Annotated in this window: 14 protein-coding genes; 5 read left to right on the forward strand and 9 right to left on the reverse strand. The window is 70.4% G+C overall.

The window, feature by feature from the left end; genetic code table 11:
* Positions 1-7: 7 nt before the first annotated feature.
* From ACFZDA_RS31045 to ACFZDA_RS31055, 3 genes are all read right to left on the reverse strand, one after another.
* Positions 8-1,345, reverse strand: coding sequence for an enolase C-terminal domain-like protein (locus tag ACFZDA_RS31045; protein ID WP_391088171.1), 1,338 nt, complete (start codon positions 1,343-1,345; stop codon positions 8-10).
* A gap of 26 nt (positions 1,346-1,371) precedes the next feature.
* Positions 1,372-2,709, reverse strand: a complete 1,338-nt coding sequence (locus tag ACFZDA_RS31050) for a gluconate:H+ symporter (RefSeq protein WP_391088173.1) — start codon at positions 2,707-2,709, stop codon at positions 1,372-1,374.
* 486 nt (positions 2,710-3,195) lie between these two features.
* A complete protein-coding gene (locus ACFZDA_RS31055; RefSeq protein ID WP_391088174.1) occupies positions 3,196-3,657 on the reverse strand; it encodes a TIGR03618 family F420-dependent PPOX class oxidoreductase in 462 nt (153 codons plus the stop codon).
* A gap of 177 nt (positions 3,658-3,834) precedes the next feature.
* On the opposite strand from ACFZDA_RS31055, the gene ACFZDA_RS31060 reads away from it, so the two are divergent.
* Positions 3,835-4,614: a helix-turn-helix domain-containing protein gene (locus ACFZDA_RS31060; protein ID WP_391088176.1), complete on the forward strand. Its 780-nt coding sequence runs from the start codon at positions 3,835-3,837 to the stop codon at positions 4,612-4,614.
* Here ACFZDA_RS31060 and ACFZDA_RS31065 read toward each other — a convergent pair.
* Positions 4,611-5,636, reverse strand: coding sequence for an ATP-dependent 6-phosphofructokinase (locus tag ACFZDA_RS31065; RefSeq protein ID WP_391088177.1), 1,026 nt, complete (start codon positions 5,634-5,636; stop codon positions 4,611-4,613). The genes ACFZDA_RS31060 and ACFZDA_RS31065 overlap by 4 nt on opposite strands.
* Before the next feature lie 220 nt (positions 5,637-5,856).
* Between ACFZDA_RS31065 and pta the strand changes: the two genes are divergently transcribed.
* From pta to pyk, 3 genes are all read left to right on the forward strand, one after another.
* On the forward strand, positions 5,857-7,959 hold the full coding sequence (gene pta, locus ACFZDA_RS31070; RefSeq protein ID WP_391088179.1) for a phosphate acetyltransferase: 2,103 nt from the start codon (positions 5,857-5,859) through the stop codon (positions 7,957-7,959).
* The gene (locus ACFZDA_RS31075; protein WP_391088181.1) at positions 7,956-9,170 is read left to right on the forward strand and encodes an acetate/propionate family kinase; all 1,215 of its coding nucleotides are present in this window, start codon (positions 7,956-7,958) and stop codon (positions 9,168-9,170) included. Before pta ends, ACFZDA_RS31075 begins: the two co-directional genes overlap by 4 nt.
* 74 nt (positions 9,171-9,244) lie before the next feature.
* Positions 9,245-10,675, forward strand: a complete 1,431-nt coding sequence (pyk, locus tag ACFZDA_RS31080) for a pyruvate kinase (RefSeq protein ID WP_391088182.1) — start codon at positions 9,245-9,247, stop codon at positions 10,673-10,675.
* A gap of 104 nt (positions 10,676-10,779) precedes the next feature.
* Here the strand turns inward: pyk and ACFZDA_RS31085 are convergent, their stop codons facing one another.
* From ACFZDA_RS31085 to ACFZDA_RS31100, 4 genes are all read right to left on the reverse strand, one after another.
* Entirely contained in the window at positions 10,780-12,135 is a 1,356-nt protein-coding gene (locus ACFZDA_RS31085) for a hypothetical protein (protein WP_391088184.1), read from the reverse strand.
* The gene (locus ACFZDA_RS31090) at positions 12,125-12,688 is read right to left on the reverse strand and encodes a DUF6114 domain-containing protein (RefSeq protein WP_391088187.1); all 564 of its coding nucleotides are present in this window, start codon (positions 12,686-12,688) and stop codon (positions 12,125-12,127) included. The genes ACFZDA_RS31085 and ACFZDA_RS31090 overlap by 11 nt, the downstream gene beginning before the upstream one ends.
* Before the next feature lie 118 nt (positions 12,689-12,806).
* Positions 12,807-13,439, reverse strand: coding sequence for a DUF6230 family protein (locus ACFZDA_RS31095; protein WP_391088189.1), 633 nt, complete (start codon positions 13,437-13,439; stop codon positions 12,807-12,809).
* Between the two features lie 623 nt (positions 13,440-14,062).
* Positions 14,063-15,037 (reverse strand): tetratricopeptide repeat protein, encoded by a 975-nt coding sequence (locus tag ACFZDA_RS31100; protein WP_391088191.1) that lies wholly within the window; start codon positions 15,035-15,037, stop codon positions 14,063-14,065.
* Positions 15,038-15,270: 233 nt separating this feature from the next.
* Here ACFZDA_RS31100 and ACFZDA_RS31105 point away from each other — a divergent pair, with 233 nt between their 5' ends.
* Positions 15,271-15,906, forward strand: coding sequence for a TetR/AcrR family transcriptional regulator C-terminal ligand-binding domain-containing protein (locus ACFZDA_RS31105; RefSeq protein ID WP_391088193.1), 636 nt, complete (start codon positions 15,271-15,273; stop codon positions 15,904-15,906).
* A gap of 205 nt (positions 15,907-16,111) precedes the next feature.
* On the opposite strand, the gene ACFZDA_RS31110 is transcribed toward ACFZDA_RS31105, so the two are convergent.
* A complete protein-coding gene (locus ACFZDA_RS31110; protein WP_391088195.1) occupies positions 16,112-17,812 on the reverse strand; it encodes a methylmalonyl-CoA mutase family protein in 1,701 nt (566 codons plus the stop codon).
* Between the last annotated feature and the right edge of the window lie 24 nt (positions 17,813-17,836).

Here is a 17,836-nt window from a genome sequence, read left to right on the forward strand (position 1 = left end):
CCACCGATCACCGCACCAGACACGGCCGCTTCGCGTCGAACTCCCAGCCAGGCACCAGATACCGCATCCCCACCGCATCGTCCCGAGCCCCCACCCCCTTCTCCCGGTACAGCTCATGCGCTGCCAGCAGCCGGTCCATGTCGAGTTCGACGCCCAGCCCCGGCGCGTCCGGGACGGCGATCTCCCCGCCCACGATGCGGGGCGGCGACACGGTCAGCCGCTCCAGCCCCTCCTGCCAGATCCAGTGCGTGTCCAGCGCGTTGTACTCCCCGGGCGCCGCCGCCCCGCAGTGCGTCACCATCGCCAGGGAGATGTCGAAGTGGTTGTTGGAGTGACACCCCCACGTCAGCCCCATCGCGTTGCACAACTGCGCCACCCGCACCGACCCCCGCATCGTCCAGAAGTGCGGATCCGCCAGCGGAATGGACACCGACTGGAGAGCCAGGGCATGGGCCATCTGCCGCCAGTCCGTCGCGATCATGTTCGTCGCCGTGGGCAACCCCGTGGCCCGCCGGAACTCCGCGAGGATCTCCCGCCCGGAGTAACCGCCCTCCGCCCCGCAGGGATCCTCGGCGTACGCGAGCGTGCCCACCAACGGCCGGCACAGCTCCACCGCCTCCCGCAGCGACCACGCCCCGTTCGGGTCCAGGGTGATCCGCGCCTCGGGAAACCGCGACTTCAGCGCACGCACCGCCGCGACCTCCTCGGCCCCCGCCAGCACACCCCCCTTGAGCTTGAAGTCCCGGAACCCGTAGTGCTCGTAGGCCGCCTCCGCCTGCCGCACGATCGCCTCCGGCGACAGCGCCTCCTCATGCCGCACCCGGTACCACTCCACGGACGCGCCGGGCTCCCGGACGTACTCCAGATCCGTCCGGTCCGGGTCACCGACGTAGAAGAGGTACCCCAGCACCCGCACGGAGTCCCGCTGCTGCCCGTCACCCAGCAGCGCCGCCACCGGCACGTCCAGATGCTGCCCGAGAAGATCGAGCAGCGCCGACTCCACGGCGGTCACCGTGTGGACCGTGGTCCGCAGGTCGAAGGTCTGGGCACCCCGCCCCCCGGCGTCCCGGTCGGCGAACCGCTCCCCGATCTCGCGCAGCACCCGCTTGTAGTCCCCCACCTTCGCCCCGACGACCAGCTGCTCGGCGTCCCGCAGCGTCCGCGTGATCTTCTCCCCGCCGGGCACCTCCCCCAGTCCGGTACGCCCCTCGGAGTCGGTGAGGACGACGACGTTGCGCGTGAAGTACGGGCCGTGCGCGCCGGAGAGATTCAGCTCCATGCTGTCCCGGCCCGCGACGGGGTAGACGGCGAACGCCGTGACGGTCGGCTGCTGCCTGCTGCTCATCAGGTGCCCTTTCTCAGACATACGGTTCACAGACTCAGGACATCGAGGACCCACTCGACGGCCAGCACCCCGCCCAGCCCGAGCACGGCGAGCGTCGTCGTATAGGACGTGCGAACCTTGATCGCCTCGATGACGGACAGGTTGAAGTACTCCTTGAACAGCCAGAACCCGGGGTCGTTGACGTGGGAGAAGGCGATGGAGCCGCAGGCGACGGCCAGCACCATGACTTCCGGGTGCACCCCGCTGCCCGCCAGCAGCGGCAGCGCCACCCCGGAGGCCGTGACGACGGCGACCGTGGCCGAGCCGAGCGCGATGCGCAGGATGACGGCGACGAGCCAGGCGAGGACGATCGGCGAGATGGACCAGCCGTTCGTGACGTCCTTGATGTAGTCGGAGATCCCGCCTTCGACGAGGACGTTCTTGAAGGCCCCGCCCGCGCCGATCACCAGCAGGATCATCGCCATCGCCTGGGCCGCCGAGCCGCAGGAGGCCCCGACGTCGCTCAGGCTCCGCCCGATCCGCGGCCCGAACACCCAGACGGCCAGGCACAGGGTCAGCAGCAACGCGATCGGCGCGGACCCGACGAAGGCGACGACGTGCAGGAACGGGCTGTCGCCCGAGGCCGCCATGTCGGTCACGGCGGCGGCCACGATCAGCACGACCGGGAACAGCGCCACGAACAGCGACCAGCCGAGGCCCGGCATCTCCTCGTCGGTGAACTCGCGATCGCTGACCAGGCCTTCGGGGATGGCCGGGGTCAGCCGCGCGACGAACGGAAGACGAGGCCAGGTCAGGGCGATGAGCGCACCGGCGGGCACGGCGACGAACAGGCCGTAGAACAGCGTGAGTCCGACGGAGGCGTGGAAGGTCGCGGCGACGGCGGTGGGGCCGGGGTGCGGCGGCAGGAAGCTGTGCATGGTGGACAGGGCGATGGACATCGGCAGGCCGACCCACAGCAGCTTCGCGCCGGTGACCCTGACCAGCGTGAACGCGATGGGCACGATGATGACGAACGCGACCTCGTAGAACATGGTCACGCCGATCAGCATGGATGTGACCACCATGGCGACCTGGACCCAGCGCGGCCCGAAGGCGTCGAGGAGCTTGCCGGCTATGCGCTGCGCGGCGCCCGCGTCCCCCATCACCCGGCCGACCATGGCGCCGAGTCCGATGGTCAGCATGGTGTCGCCGATCTGGTCACCAATGCCCTCGGAGAGGACGTCCGGGATGGTCGCCACCGGAATCCCCCGGACCAGTGCGACACCGACCGCCACGAGCAGCAGGGCCGCGAAGCCGTTCAGTCTCAGCCTGGTCATGAGGAGGAGCAGAACCAGAACGCTGATTCCGACTACGAGCAGAGGCAAGGCAGTTCCCCTTTGAACCGGTGTCCCATCCCTATATGCAGACGGCGTCCACGTATGAAGATGGAGGCTAAGTGGGTGAACGTGCCGGGTCAATGGCCGGGTGATCACGGATTCGCGCGGACCTACGATGAGCCGAGCGCAGGACAGCAGGGGGCCCGCGGCGTGAAGCCGGCTCGCATGACATGTTCGGCGGCCTGAATCCCGTGATGGTCACCGCGCTGGGTGACGAGAAGCGGGGTGGGCAGCGCGAAAGTCAGGCTGCGCGCGGCCGCCGGGGAAGGCTTGATCAAACAGCGGGCGGGCGAGAAGACCGCCACCCGTCTCGCGGCGTCACTGAGCGAGTTGAGCGGATGGGGGTCGGATCTGCCCGACCCGCCCCCCTGCGGCCGGCCGGCCGCCCGGGCGCGGCGTCCCCGCACCGCAGCCCCGCCCACCCGGGCACAGCACCCCGACACCGCCGCCCCGCCCAGCCGGGCACAGCGCCCCTCAGTCCGCCGCCCCGTCGGCCGCCCCGTCCGGCAGGACCCCCGCCCGGAACGGCTCCACCCCCTCCACCCTCCGCACCCGCGTCGGCTCGATCAGCAGCATCACCCGGCGCTCCCCGGGCAGCAGCCACGGATACCGGTCCTCCCCGAGGTACTTCCGCGCGAGCCGGTCCATCGCCCGCTCCGCCTCCTCGCCCTCCACGAACCGGACGACCTTCCCCCGGATCTCCGCCCGGTCGTACGGGTTGGAGGGGTCGTGGTGGGACAGCGAAACGTACGGATTGCGCCGCAGATTCTCTTCCTTCACCCGCCCGATCGACGTGTTGACCATGACGTACTCCCCTTCGATGTCCGCCCACATGGGCGACACCTGGGGCGCACCGTCCGCACCCACCGTCGCGAGATGCCAGAAGTTCGTCGCGAGGAGACGCTCGCGAATATGCCCACTGAGCTTGCCGTTCACCTGACTGGCCACCTTTCCGGGCCCACGCTCGCCGGGCCCGGCGCCATCCTCGCCACACCTCCGCCCCGGCCGACAGACGATCTTCAGCCCCGGTCGAACCCGGCGGTAGCCGTAGCTTCCTACAATCCGTGATCCTGGCCGAACAGACCGTAGTCACCGCAGCCCGACACCCCTAGCTTGTGGCCCGTGCGCCGACCTTCAGCCCGCCCGAGCCAGCCCGCACCCCACCCCGCGCCCGCCACCCCGACGCCCCCGCCCTTCAACGCCCCCGCCGCCCGACGGCTGCGCGCGGCCCTCGGCATGACACCCGAGCACGTCGCCCACGACATACGCGTCTCCTACGGGCACCCGCACATCACCCCGGGCCACGTCATGGCCTGGGAACGCGGGGCCGCGACCCCCTCCGGCTCCGAACTCACCGCACTCGCAGGGGTGTTGTGGTGCTCGCCCGGTGAACTCATCGACAGACCCCGCACCCTGCGCGAGCACCGCATCGCCCGCGGTTTCGCCCCGGAGGACGTGGCCCGTGCCGTGGGACACGAACTCCACGCCTATCTGCGGATGGAGGAGACCGACACCTGGCGCGGCACCGACCGCCAGTCCGCCGCCCTCGCCGAGCTGCTCGGCCTGCGCCTGCCCGACTTCGTCTCCGTCACGGGCCGCGACGCCAAGCTCGGCGAACTGCTGCGCAACGCCGTCACCACCCGCTGGCAGGCCTACGTACGTCCGGTGGCCAAGGTCGTGCCCCTGGACCGGCCGTTCCTGGAGGGGGCCCTCCAGGGGCTGCACCAGGACTACCAGGGGCACATGGCCGCCACGCTGAGCTGGGGCGGCGGCGGCAGCGACGCCGGCGACGCGGCCCGCGACTTCCTCGACCGGATCGTCGAGCACTTCTGGGCGCGGATCCAGAAGAGCCCGGCCCAGGGCCCTGGCCCAACGCAGGCGCGGCCGCTCTAGAAGACCGACTCGGCCTCGTCCATGCGGTCTTTCGGCACGGTCTTCAGCTCGGTGACGGCTTCCGCGAGCGGCACCATCACGATGTCCGTCCCGCGCAGCGCGGTCATCCTGCCGAACCGCCCCTGGTGCGCGGCCTCCACCGCGTGCCAGCCGAACCGCGTGGCGAGCACCCGGTCGTACGCGGTGGGCGAGCCGCCGCGCTGGACGTGGCCGAGAATGACCGGCTTGGCCTCCTTGCCGAGCCGGCGCTCCAGCTCAAGGGCGAGTGCCGTGCCGATGCCCTGGAAGCGCTCGTGGCCGAACTTGTCGATCGCGCCCTTGCCGTAGTCCATGGTGCCGTCGGCGGGGTGGGCGCCCTCGGCGACGCAGACGACCGCGAACTTCTTGCCGCGGGCGAAGCGCTCCTCGACCATCTTCACGAGATCGGCCGGGTCGAACGGCCGCTCCGGCAGACAGATCCCGTGCGCACCGGCCGCCATGCCGGACTCCAGCGCGATCCAGCCCGCATGGCGTCCCATGACCTCCACCACCATCACCCGCTGGTGGGACTCGGCGGTGGTCTTCAGGCGGTCCATCGCCTCCGTGGCGACCCCGACCGCCGTGTCGAAGCCGAAGGTGCGGTCGGTCGACGAGATGTCGTTGTCGATCGTCTTCGGGACGCCGACCACCGGCAGACCGGCGTCGGACAGCATGCGGGCCGCCGTCAGCGTGCCCTCGCCGCCGATCGGGATCAGCGCGTCGATGCCGAACTCGTGGATCATGTCGGAGGCGTTCTCGCAGGCCTCGCGGAGCCGGTCGCGCTCCAGCCGGGACGACCCCAGGATCGTGCCGCCACGGGCCAGGATGCCGCTGACCGCGTTCAGGTCGAGGGTGCGGTAGCGGCCGTCCAGCAGGCCCGAGTAACCGTCCTCGAAGCCGATGACCTCGTCGCCGTAGTTGTCGACCGCCCGGTGCACGACCGACCGGATCACGGCGTTCAGGCCGGGGCAGTCTCCGCCTGCGGTGAGAACTCCGATACGCATCGTGCTGTGTCTCCTGCTCGCTGTTGACACCGGTGAGCCTCTGCCGATTGTTTCACGCTCCACAGCCCGGTGTGGCACCCGAGACGGATGGGCGCCTTATCTATCGACGGAGGTATTGTCAAGAGGGTTCTGCTCACCTCGGTGGGCGATTTTTGTGCCCCTGGCTGGATAGCCGTTGGCTTGATACGCACCCCCACTCGAGACGAAACGGAGAGCGCGCGTGACCCGCAGCGTGTACGTGACCGGCATCGACCGCGGCGACGGCCGCCAGGTCGTCGAACTGGGGGTCATGGAGCTCCTCACCCGGCAGGTGGACCGGGTGGGCGTCTTCCGTCCCCTCGTCCATGACGGGCCCGACCGCCTCTTCGAGCTGTTGCGCGCCCGCTACCGGCTCGCCCAGGACCCGGCGACCGTCTACGGCATGGACTACCACGAGGCGTCCGCCCTCCAGGCCGAGGCCGGCACGGACGAGCTGGTGTCCACGCTCGTCGACCGCTTCCACCTGGTCGCCCGCGACTACGACGTGGTCCTGGTCCTCGGCACCGACTACGCCGGCACCCAGCTCCCGGACGAACTGTCGCTCAACGCCCGGCTGGCCAACGAGTTCGGCGCCTCCGTGATCCCGGTCGTGGGCGGCCGGCAGCAGACCGTGGAGTCGGTGCTCGCCGATACGCGCAACGCCTACCGGGCCTACGACACGCTGGGCTGCGACGTGCTGGCCATGGTCGCCAACCGGGTGGCGCGCGAGGACCGCGACGAGATCGCCGCCCGGCTCGGCTCCCGGCTCCCCGTGCCGTGTTACGTCCTGCCCGACGAGCCCGCGCTGTCCGCCCCGACCGTCTCGCAGATCGGCCACACCCTCGGCGCCAAGGTGGTCCTCGGCGACGACTCGGGGCTGGCCCGGGACGTGCTCGGCTTCGTCTTCGGCGGCGCGATGCTGCCGAACTTCCTGGGCGCCCTGACCCCGGGCTGTCTCGTCGTCACCCCGGGCGACCGGGCCGACCTGGTCGTCGGCGCGCTCGCCGCGCACAGCGCCGGCACCCCGCCGCTGGCGGGCGTGCTGCTCACCCTGGACGAGGTGCCCGGCGACGACATCCTCACCCTCGCCGACCGCCTCGCGCCCGGCACCCCGGTGCTGTCCGTGGCCGGCACCAGTTTCCCCACCGCCGAGCAGCTGTTCTCCCTGGAGGGCAAGCTCAACGCGGCCACCCCGCGCAAGGCGGAGCGGGCGCTCGGCCTGTTCGAGCGGTACGCCGACACCGCCGGCCTCGCCCGCCGCGTCTCCGCCCCGAGCAGCGACCGCGTCACGCCGATGATGTTCGAGCACAAGCTGCTGGAGCGGGCCCGCTCCGACCTGCGCCGGGTCGTCCTGCCCGAGGGCACCGAGGAGCGCGTGCTGCACGCCGCCGAGGTGCTGCTGCGCCGGGGCGTGTGCGAACTGACCCTGCTCGGCCCGGTCGACCAGATCCGCAAGAAGGCCGCCGACCTCGGCATCGACCTCGGCGAGTCCCAGCTGGTCGACCCGGCCGCCTCCGACCTGCGCGACGCCTTCGCCGAGCAGTACGCGGCCCTGCGCGCCCACCGGGGCGTCACCGTGGAGCTGGCGTACGACGTCGTCTCCGACGTGAACTACTTCGGCACGCTGATGGTCCAGGAGGGCCTCGCCGACGGCATGGTGTCGGGTTCGGTGCATTCCACGGCCGCGACCATCCGCCCCGCCTTCGAGATCATCAAGACCAAGCCGGACGCCGACATCGTCTCGTCGGTGTTCTTCATGTGCCTGGCCGACAAGGTCCTCGTCTACGGCGACTGCGCGGTCAACCCGGACCCGAACGCCCGGCAGCTCGCCGACATCGCCATCCAGTCGGCCACCACGGCCGGGCAGTTCGGCGTGGAGCCGCGCATCGCCATGCTGTCGTACTCCACGGGCACCTCCGGCTCCGGCGCCGACGTCGACAAGGTCCGCGAGGCCACCGAGCTGGTCCGCACGCGCCGGCCCGACCTGAAGATCGAGGGCCCGATCCAGTACGACGCCGCCGTGGAGCCGTCGGTCGCGGCGACCAAGCTGCCCGGCTCCGAGGTCGCCGGGCAGGCGAGCGTGCTGATCTTCCCCGACCTGAACACCGGCAACAACACCTACAAGGCCGTGCAGCGCTCGGCCGGCGCGATCGCCGTCGGCCCGGTGCTCCAGGGTCTGCGCAAGCCCGTCAACGACCTGTCCCGGGGCGCCCTCGTCCAGGACATCGTCAACACCGTCGCCATCACGGCGATCCAGGCCCAGTCCCCCGCCCCGTCCCCGAGCGAGAAGGCAACCGCCCTGTGAGCCCCACCCGTGTCCTCGTCCTCAACTCCGGCTCCTCGTCGCTGAAGTACCAGCTGCTCGACATGCGCGACAACAGCCGGCTGGCGGTGGGCCTGGTCGAGCGCATCGGCGAGCAGACCTCCCGGCTGAAGCACACCCCGGCCGGCGGCGGGAGCCGGGAGCGCGGCGGGGCGATCGCCGACCACGACGCCGCCCTGAAGGCCGTCGCCGAGGAGCTCGCCAAGGACGGTCTCGGCCTGGACTCGCCCGAACTGGCCGCGATCGGGCACCGGGTGGTGCACGGCGGCAAGTCCTTCACCGAGCCGACCGTGATCGACGACGCCGTGCTCGCCGAGATCGAGCGGCTCATCCCGGTCGCCCCGCTGCACAACCCGGCCAACCTCACCGGGATCCGCACGGCCCGGGCGCTGCGGCCCGACCTGCCGCAGGTCGCCGTCTTCGACACCGCGTTCCACACGACCATGCCGGAGTCGGCGGCCCGCTACGCGATCGACGTGAAGACGGCCGACGAGCACCGCATCCGGCGCTACGGCTTCCACGGCACCTCCCACGCCTATGTCTCCCGGGCCACCGCGAAACTGCTCGGCAAGGACCCCGCCGAGACGAACGTGATCGTGCTGCACCTGGGCAACGGGGCGTCCGCATCGGCCGTCAGGGGCGGGCGCTGCGTGGACACCTCCATGGGGCTGACGCCTTTGGAGGGGCTCGTGATGGGTACGCGCTCGGGAGACATGGACCCGGCCGTCATCTTCCATTTGATGCGTGTTGGTGGAATGTCCGCCGACGAGATCGACACTCTTCTCAACAAGAAGAGCGGTCTGATCGGACTGTGCGGTGACAACGACATGAGGGAGATCCGCCGCCGCGTCGACGAGGGCGACGAGCAGGCGGAGCTGGCGTTCGACATCTACATTCACCGCCTGAAGAAGTACATCGGCGCCTATTACGCCGTCCTCGGACGGGTGGACGCGGTGGCCTTCACCGCCGGTGTCGGCGAGAACGCGGCGCCCGTGCGGGAGGCCGCCCTGGCGGGTCTGGAGGAGCTGGGCCTGGCGGTGGACGGCGAGCGCAACGCCGTACGCGGCGACGAGGCGCGGCTGATCTCGCCCGAGGGTGCCCGGGTCGCTGTGGCGGTGGTGCCCACTGACGAGGAATTGGAGATCGCGACACAGACCTACGCGCTGGTAATTGGTTCGGGGAATCACACCTGAGCGGCATCCCGCCCTTTTGTATTTTCCGCCAGACGGAATATTCCGTTGCGAAACAAACCGATAGGATCGCCCCCATGCGCCGTTCGAAAATCGTCTGTACTCTCGGCCCCGCGGTCGACTCCCACGAGCAGCTTGTCGCGTTGATCGAAGCCGGGATGAACGTGGCCCGCTTCAACTTCAGCCACGGCTCGCACGCCGAGCACCAGGGCCGGTACGACCGGGTCCGTGCCGCCGCCAAGGAGACCGGCCGGGCCATCGGGGTCCTCGCCGACCTCCAGGGCCCCAAGATCCGTCTGGAGACCTTCGCCGAGGGTCCTGTGGAGCTGGTCCGCGGTGACGAGTTCACCATCACCACCGAGGACGTCCCCGGCGACAAGACGGTCTGCGGGACGACCTACAAGGGCCTGCCCGGCGACGTGACCAAGGGCGACCAGGTCCTCATCAACGACGGCAACGTCGAGCTGAAGGTCACCGAGGTCGAGGGCCCCCGGGTGAAGACGATCGTCATCGAGGGCGGCGTCATCTCCGACCACAAGGGCATCAACCTGCCCGGCGCGGCCGTCAACGTGCCCGCGCTGAGCGAGAAGGACATCGAGGACCTCCGCTTCGCGCTCCGCATGGGCTGCGACCTGGTCGCGCTGTCGTTCGTCCGGGACGCCAAGGACGTCGCGGACGTGCACCGCATCATGGACGAGGAGGGCCGCCGCGTCCCGGTCATCGCCAAGGTGGAGAAGCCGCAGGCGGTGCAGAACATGGAGGACGTCGTGATGGCGTTCGACGGTGTGATGGTCGCCCGCGGTGACCTCGCCGTCGAGTACCCGCTCGAGAAGGTCCCCATGGTGCAGAAGCGCCTGATCGAGCTGTGCCGGCGCAACGCCAAGCCGGTGATCGTGGCGACCCAGATGATGGAGTCGATGATCACCAACTCCCGTCCGACCCGCGCCGAGGCCTCCGACGTGGCCAACGCGATCCTGGACGGCGCCGACGCGGTCATGCTGTCCGCCGAGTCAAGCGTGGGCGCGTACCCGATCGAGACCGTCAAGACGATGTCGAAGATCGTCACCGCGGCCGAGCAGGAGCTGATGTCCAAGGGCCTGCAGCCGCTCGTCCCGGGCAAGAAGCCGCGCACGCAGGGCGGTTCGGTGGCCCGTGCCGCCTGCGAGATCGCCGACTTCCTCGGCGGCCGGGGCCTGGTGGCCTTCACCCAGTCCGGCGACACCGCCCGCCGGCTGTGCCGCTACCGCGCGGTCCAGCCGATCATCGCGTTCACCACGGACGAGTCCACCCGCAACCAGCTCGCGCTCAGCTGGGGCGTGGAGCCGCACGTCGTGCCGTTCGTGAACAGCACCGACGAGATGGTCGACCTGGTGGACCAGGAGATGGTGAAGCTGAACCGCTTCGACGAGGGCGACATCGTGGTCATCACGGCCGGCTCGCCCCCCGGCGTCCCCGGCACCACCAACATGGTGCGCGTCCACCACCTGGGCGGCGGCGCCAGGGACTGACCCGGAAAAGGGCCTGAGGGCCCGTGTACGGCGCTGAGGGCGCCCCCTGGACTTCAGGGGGCGCCCTCGGCGTGTGCGGCTCCCGAACGGGCCTTGAGAGGCGTTCAGTCGGTGACGAAGTTGTGCAGCCCGGGCACGTGCAGCGTCCCGCCGAACTGGCCGGCCTGCTGGACCTTGACGTTGGTGAAGTAGATCAGCGGGATGTTCAGCGGCGGCGGGTGCTCCGGGTCGAACGTGATCGGGATCAGTCCGAGCAGGTTGCCGGAGATGCTCTCCGTGTACATCACCGTGTCGCCGTCGCGGATCGTGGACGTCGAGCCCTTGGCCGCCTGCACGTGGTAGGTCTTGCCGGACTGCTTGTCCTTGACCGTCTGGTGGAGGTCGCCGATGTCGGTGCCGCCGGAGATGACGTACTTCAGGACCTTCTTGACGGTGCCGTTGGCGGTGCGCACCTCGACGACGCCCTTGTAGTCGGCGCCCTTGAGCGTCAGCGAGCTGGCGTTGAGGAACCACGGGTCGTCGGGCAGCGGCACCTTGTTGTCGACGCCGCCCTCGGCGTCGGTGGCGGCCGGGCAGTCCCCGGCGTCCGTGGAGGAGCTCGGGGACGGGCTGGGCGAGGCGGTGGCCTGCCCGGCCTCCTGCGCCGCCTTGCTCGCCTGCTCCGCCGCCTTCTCGACGGCCTCGCCGGTGTCCTCGGCCGTCTTCGACGCCTTGCCGGTGGTGTCCTTGACGGTGTCCTCGACCGTGCCGGCGGCCTTCTCGGTGGTGTCCTTCACCGAGCCGGCGGCGTCGTCGTCCTTCGTCCCGGTGCTGTCGGACGCGGAGGCGGACGGGGTGGGGCTCGGGCCGGCGCCGGCCGTGTTCCCGCCGTTGAAGATGCCGCCGATGGCGTCGCCGATGTCCTCCAGCAGGTTGCCGCCGCTCTCGGACGGCGAGGGGGACGGGGTGGCGGCCGAGTCGCCGTCGGGCGCGCTCGGGGAGGGGGCCGGCTCGGGGTCGCCCTTGTCGTCGGAACCTGAATCCGACGAAGAGGAGTCGCCCGTGTCCGCGCCCGTGCCGCCTCCGCCGGACGAGGGGGACGGTGTGGGAGCCGTCCCGCCCTGGTCGGCGCTGTCGTCCTTCGAGCCGTCGCTCGCCGAGGGGGACGGCGTGGGCGAGGCGGAGTCGTCGCCCTTGGGGTCCTTGGCGTCCTCCAGGGCCGCCACGCACTCCTTGTACTCGTCGGCCGTCAGGCTCTTCGACGTCGGCGTCGCCGGGCTGTCGCTGTCGGCGATGGCGAGCGTGGATGTGAAGCCCATGCCCATGAGGACCGCCGTCGGCATCGCCGCCATGGCTATCGCCTTGCCCGCGGGCCTGTTGAACCTGGTGAACAGCGGCTTCTTGGGTGCCGCGTGGCGCGGCCCGGTTCTCACACGGGACGCCTCCACATCAGCCCCGTGGGTCACCTCGTCAGCCGGCACTGTGCCTCCCGTTCGCCCCGTTGGCCGGGTTCGTTCCTGACAGATCGTTCGGCTGGCCCGCCCCGTCCACGGGCCGCAGCACCGTGGTGTCGTGGTCCGTGGCGCCGGGGGCCTCGCCCGTGCCCGTGGTCGCGTGGGCGGCGAGCTGCCCCGCGGGCGGCGGGCCCGGCGCCCAGGCCACGGCCATCGCCCCGCCCACGAGGGCGAGGAAGAAGCCGATGAGGAAGCCGCCGAGGTTGGACACGGGGATGGACACCAGCGCCAGCAGGATCGCCGCGACACCGGCGAAGACGCGGACGTGCTTCTGGAACCAGAGGCTGACGCCCAGCACGACGAGCAGCACGCCGATGATCAGGGAACCGGCACCCGCGGTGGTCGCCATCGCCAGCGTCAGGTGACCGATCTGGAGGTTCGCGTACGGGAAGTAGGCGATGGGCAGTCCGCTGAGCAGGACGAACAGCCCGGCCCAGAACGGCCGCGTACCCCGCCAGGCGCGGAACTGCTGCCTCCGGAGAGTGAACTGGCCGTCTGCGGCAGGAGTCTCGGCGCTCATGGAAAAACAGCTCCCTGGTACGGCGTTGCTGTGGTGGTGATGTGGGCCGTCCGTGAAGGCCCGGCCGGAAGGTGGACGGGCGGGGGCGCCACCGGCTCCCCCGCCCGTCATCGAGTGCTTAGTAGCACTCCTTGACACCCGTCGACAGCGACATCTTCAGGCCGCTGAGCTTGAAGGTTCCGGCGGTGGTCGCCCACGCCGTCTGCTTCACGTCGGTCAGGGTCGCCCGGTCCGCCTGCTGGGCGAAGCCGTACGGGTTCGACGTCTCGCCCTTCCTCATGGCCGGACCCTTGTTGGCGTCCTTGGCGGCCACACCGATGTCGATGTTCTCGAACGTCGCGTCGGCGCTGAGGTCGGCGACATCGATGTAGAGGTTCTGGGCCTCGACCGGCTTGGCACCCTGACCCGCACGCAGGATCAGGCTGACGTTCCCGAGCACCGGAATGTTCGGGGTGACGACCGACTGGCACAGGTTCTTGATCGTCGCCGACTTGAACGACGAGACCGCGACCGGGTGCACAGCCTTCTTGCCGTCGAGCGTGTACCCCTCGTCGAGGGCGCCGTACTGCGAGAAGCCCTCTCCGACGAGCTGGTCGGTCGTGACCTTGAACGACTGCCCGGAGACACTGAACGACGCGGCGAGAGCGCCCTGCGCGAGGGCGACACCTATCGCAGCCGTGGCGGCGACGCTGGGCACCATCACCACAGCGAACCGCTTCCATCTGGTCCCGCCACGCACCTGGGACTCCATATTTCCTCCTTCTCGGACGTACATCTCCTGTCCTGGCTCGCCCCGAGTCGCGGCTCAGCCGGGCAGGGATGGGAGAAGTGCTACGTCCTCGGGAAGGAGAGCGCCTGCACTCGGAGGCGCAACTCGCGCCCGAATCACCGGCGATCACCCCCGAGCGACAACCACTGGTCGCGCCTGACACGCATCACGCACAACCCTGCTGGACAGGCTTCGCCGGGTGGGCGAAGACCCCCCTGTCCAAGAGCCGGCGCCACTGCCGCCGGCTCTGCTCGGTGGGGACCCAAGGACGTCCCGCGACCCAACCGGCTGCCGGGGTACGGGAATGGACCGAGCGTGGCCGATCGTGGTGCATTCTCGCCGCCCGCACAAGGGGGTTCGTTACTGACTAGTAACGGCGGGATAACCGAACAACGACCCCCCGGTCTCGGACGACGACACAGGGTGGCGCCGAACCGCGGTACAAAGCTGTTGATCGCTGGACAGAAACCGACAGATCAACGGCCCTGACTTACTCGCAGTAACAGCGGCCGCGATTACCAAGTTTTGGTAAAGCGCGGCCGCCGTGACGCTGCGTCGGCAAATCCTTCACGCGGGCGCCACAGGCCCCCGCGTTTAACGACTGGTCAGAACAGGGCCCGGGCCAGGGCCCTGCGCGCCGCGATCACCCGCGGATCCTCGGGTCCGACCACCTCGAACAGCTCCAGCAGCCGCATCCGTACGGTGTCCCGGTCGTCACCCACCGTACGCCCCACGGTCTCGATGAGCCGGCCGAAGGCGTCCTCCACATGGCCGCCGACCAGATCCAGGTCGGCGGCGGCGATCTGCGCCTGCACATCGGCCGGCTTCTCGGCCGCGTCCCTGCGCACCCGCTGCGGGTCGACACCCTGCACCCGCTGGAGCAACTCGGCCTGGGCGAGGCCCAGTTTGGCCTCCTCGTTGCCCGGGTCCTCGTTCAGTACGTTCTTGTAGGCCTGGACGGCACCGCTCAGGTCACCCGAGTCCAGCGCCTGCACGGCGGCCTCGAGGAGGCCGTCGTACGGACCGGCCGGCCGCTCGGGCGCCGGCTGGGCGCCGCCCGGGTCGGCCTCGGGGTCGACGGCGAGGCCGGTCAGGCCGAAGCGCTGCTCGGCGACCTGCACCAGCTGGTCCAGCGTCTGCCGGATCTGCGCCTCGCCCGCGGCCCCCTGGAAGAGCGGCAGCGCCTGCCCCGCGACGACCGCGAACACCGCCGGGATCCCCTGGATGCCGAACTGCTGCATCAGCATCTGGTTGGCGTCGACGTCGATCTTGGCGAGCAGGAAGCGGCCGTTGTACTCGACGGCCAGCCGCTCCAGGACCGGGCTCAGCTGCTTGCAGGGCTGACACCACTCGGCCCAGAAGTCGATGACGACGGGCACCTCGGCGGACCGCTGGAGGACGTCCCTCTCGAACCCCGCCTCGTCGACGTCGATGACGAGGTCGGCCGGGGAGATCGCCCCCGTGCCGCCCTCCCGGGCGGCTTGCGCACGCGCCTGCTCCGCCTTCGCCTTGGCCTCCTGGGCCGCCTTCACCGCGGCGAGGTCGACGACTCCGCTCATGGACATGTTCCGTGGCTGCATGCGCCTATCCTCCCCCGTACTGCGACCGCGTGTGAAAAACGGTGTGAAAGCCGGGCCGGCCGGTGCCCTTCGGCGCCGGGTCCCCACCCCACGCCATGTCACTCCAGCCCGTGTACGTCCCCCACGGGCTTTCGCTACGAGTCGTAGCGTAATGCCACACTCCACCGCCGGAACACCACCCTTCGGTGATCTCCCTCACGGCCTCGCGGGAAACGCCGGTTTATGGTCATCCCATGCCGAGCCGCAGCCCAGCCAGCCGCACCGGGCGCCCGCGCAGCGCCACGGCGGACGCCGCGATCCTGGCCGCGACGCGGGCGGCGCTGGTCGAACTGGGCTGGTCCAAGCTCACCTTGGGAGACGTCGCGAGCCGCGCCGGGGTTGCGAAAACGACGCTGTACCGCCGCTGGGCGGGCAAGAACGAACTGGTCGTCGACGCGGTCGCGGAACTCTTCGACGAACTTCAGCTCCCGGACAGCGGCTCACTGGCCGCGGACATCGAGGGCGTCGTCCTGCAGTTCGCCGCCATCCTGGCCCGCCCGGAGGCGAAGAGCGGCCTCATGGCGGTGGTCACGGAGGCCACCCGCGACGACGCCCTGCGGAGCCGTATCCGCGCGTCGGTGGTCGACCGCCAGAAACGCCTGGTCGTGGAGGGCAGGTCCCGAGCCCAGGAGAGAGGCGAACTCCCGCCCGAAACGGACCCGGCCACAGCGTCCCGCACCGCGGACCTGATCTTCGACATGGTGGCGGGAGCGGTGGTCCACCGCACGCTGGTGAGCGGGCAGCCGGTCGACGAGGAGTGGGTCCGCGGCTTCACGCTGGTCCTGCTCAGGGGCCTGGCGGCAGAAGCCGCGGACCCGGCCACCGGCTGAGCGGCGGCCCCCGCTCACCCTGGCGGCCCGCTGAAGTCGGGGTCGGGCCGGGCGCGTTCGTCGAGCAGCTCGGCGAGTTGCCCGGCCCGCTCCTCGGTGCGCGGCGGCTCGGCGGGCACCGCCGGTTCCTCTTCGCCGGAGCGGGCCCCCTTCGGGCGACCAGGTCGCGCGGGGACGCCCAGATCTGTTCACGCTGCCGCGGACCTCAGAACCCCGCAGGCTCCGTGTACACCCCCCACTCGTCCCGCAGCACCCCGCAGATCTCGCCGAGGGTCGCCTCGGCCCGTACCGCCTCCAGCATCGGTTCGATCATGTTCGTGTCCGACCGCGCCGCGGCGATCATGTCGTCGAGCGCCGCACGGACCCGCGCGTCGTCCCGCCCGGCCTTCCGCTCCCCGAGCACCCGGACCTGGTCCCGCTCCACCTCATGGCTGACCCGCAGGATCTCCAGATCGCCGGTCACCGAGCCGGTGTGGACGTTCACCCCGACGACCTTCTTGTCGCCCTTCTCCAGCGCCTGCTGGTACCGGAACGCCGATTCCGCGATCTCGCCGGTGAACCAGCCGTCCTCGATGCCCCGCAGGATCCCGGAGGTGATCGGCCCGATCGGGTGCTGCCCGTCCGGGTGCGCCCGCACTCCCCGCTCCCTTATCCGCTCGAAGATCTTCTCGGCGTCGGCCTCGATCCGGTCCGTGAGCTGCTCGACGTACCAGGAGCCGCCCAGCGGGTCGGCCACATTGGCGACGCCGGTCTCCTCCATCAGCACCTGCTGGGTGCGCAGCGCGATCTCCGCCGCCTGCTCGCTGGGCAGCGCGAGGGTCTCGTCGAGGGCGTTGGTGTGCAGCGAGTTCGTCCCGCCGAGCACGGCCGCCAGCGCCTCCACGGCCGTCCGTACGACGTTGTTGTACGGCTGCTGGGCGGTGAGCGAGACCCCTGCGGTCTGCGTGTGGAAGCGCAGCCACTGGGCCTTCTCGGACCGGGCGCCGTACACGTCCCGCATCCAGCGGGCCCAGATCCGCCGGGCCGCCCGGAACTTCGCGATCTCCTCGAAGAAGTCGACGTGCGCGTCGAAGAAGAAGGACAGACCGGGGGCGAAGACGTCGACGTCCAGCCCGCGGGACAGCCCCAGCTCCACGTATCCGAAGCCGTCCGCCAGTGTGTAGGCCAGCTCCTGCGCGGCCGTCGCCCCGGCCTCCCTGATGTGGTAGCCGGAGACGGACAACGGCTTGTACGCGGGGATGCCGGCCGCGCAGTGCTCCATCAGGTCGCCGATGAGCCGCAGATGCGGTTCCGGCTGGAAGAGCCACTCCTTCTGGGCGATGTACTCCTTGAAGATGTCCGTCTGGAGCGTGCCGTTCAGGACGGAGGGGTCGACGCCCTGCCGCTCGGCGGCGACCAGGTACATGCAGAAGACGGGCACGGCCGGGCCGCTGATGGTCATGGACGTCGTCACGTCACCCAGTGGGATGTCCTTGAACAGGACCTCCATGTCGGCCGCCGAGTCGATCGCGACGCCGCAGTGCCCGACCTCCCCCAGCGAACGCGGGTCGTCGGAGTCACGGCCCATGAGCGTGGGCATGTCGAAGGCGACCGAGAGCCCGCCTCCGCCGTTGCGGAGGATCATCTTGTAGCGCTCGTTGGTCTGCTCGGCGTTGCCGAACCCGGCGAACTGCCGGATGGTCCAGGTACGCCCCCGGTAGCCGGTGGCGTACAGGCCGCGGGTGAAGGGGTACTCCCCGGGCCAGCCGATCCGCTCGAACCCGTCGTACCTGTCGCCGGGCCGGGGCCCGTACACCGGCTCCACGGGGTCGCCGGAGAGCGTGGTGAAGTCCGCGTCGCGCTTGCGCGCGGAGTCGTACCGGGCCTGCCAGCGGCGGCGGCCTTCCTCTATGGCGTCAGCGTCCATACCCTCGAATTTACTAGGACGTCC

It is taken from the genome of Streptomyces sp. NPDC007991, assembly GCF_042958445.1.
Taxonomy (GTDB): domain Bacteria; phylum Actinomycetota; class Actinomycetes; order Streptomycetales; family Streptomycetaceae; genus Streptomyces.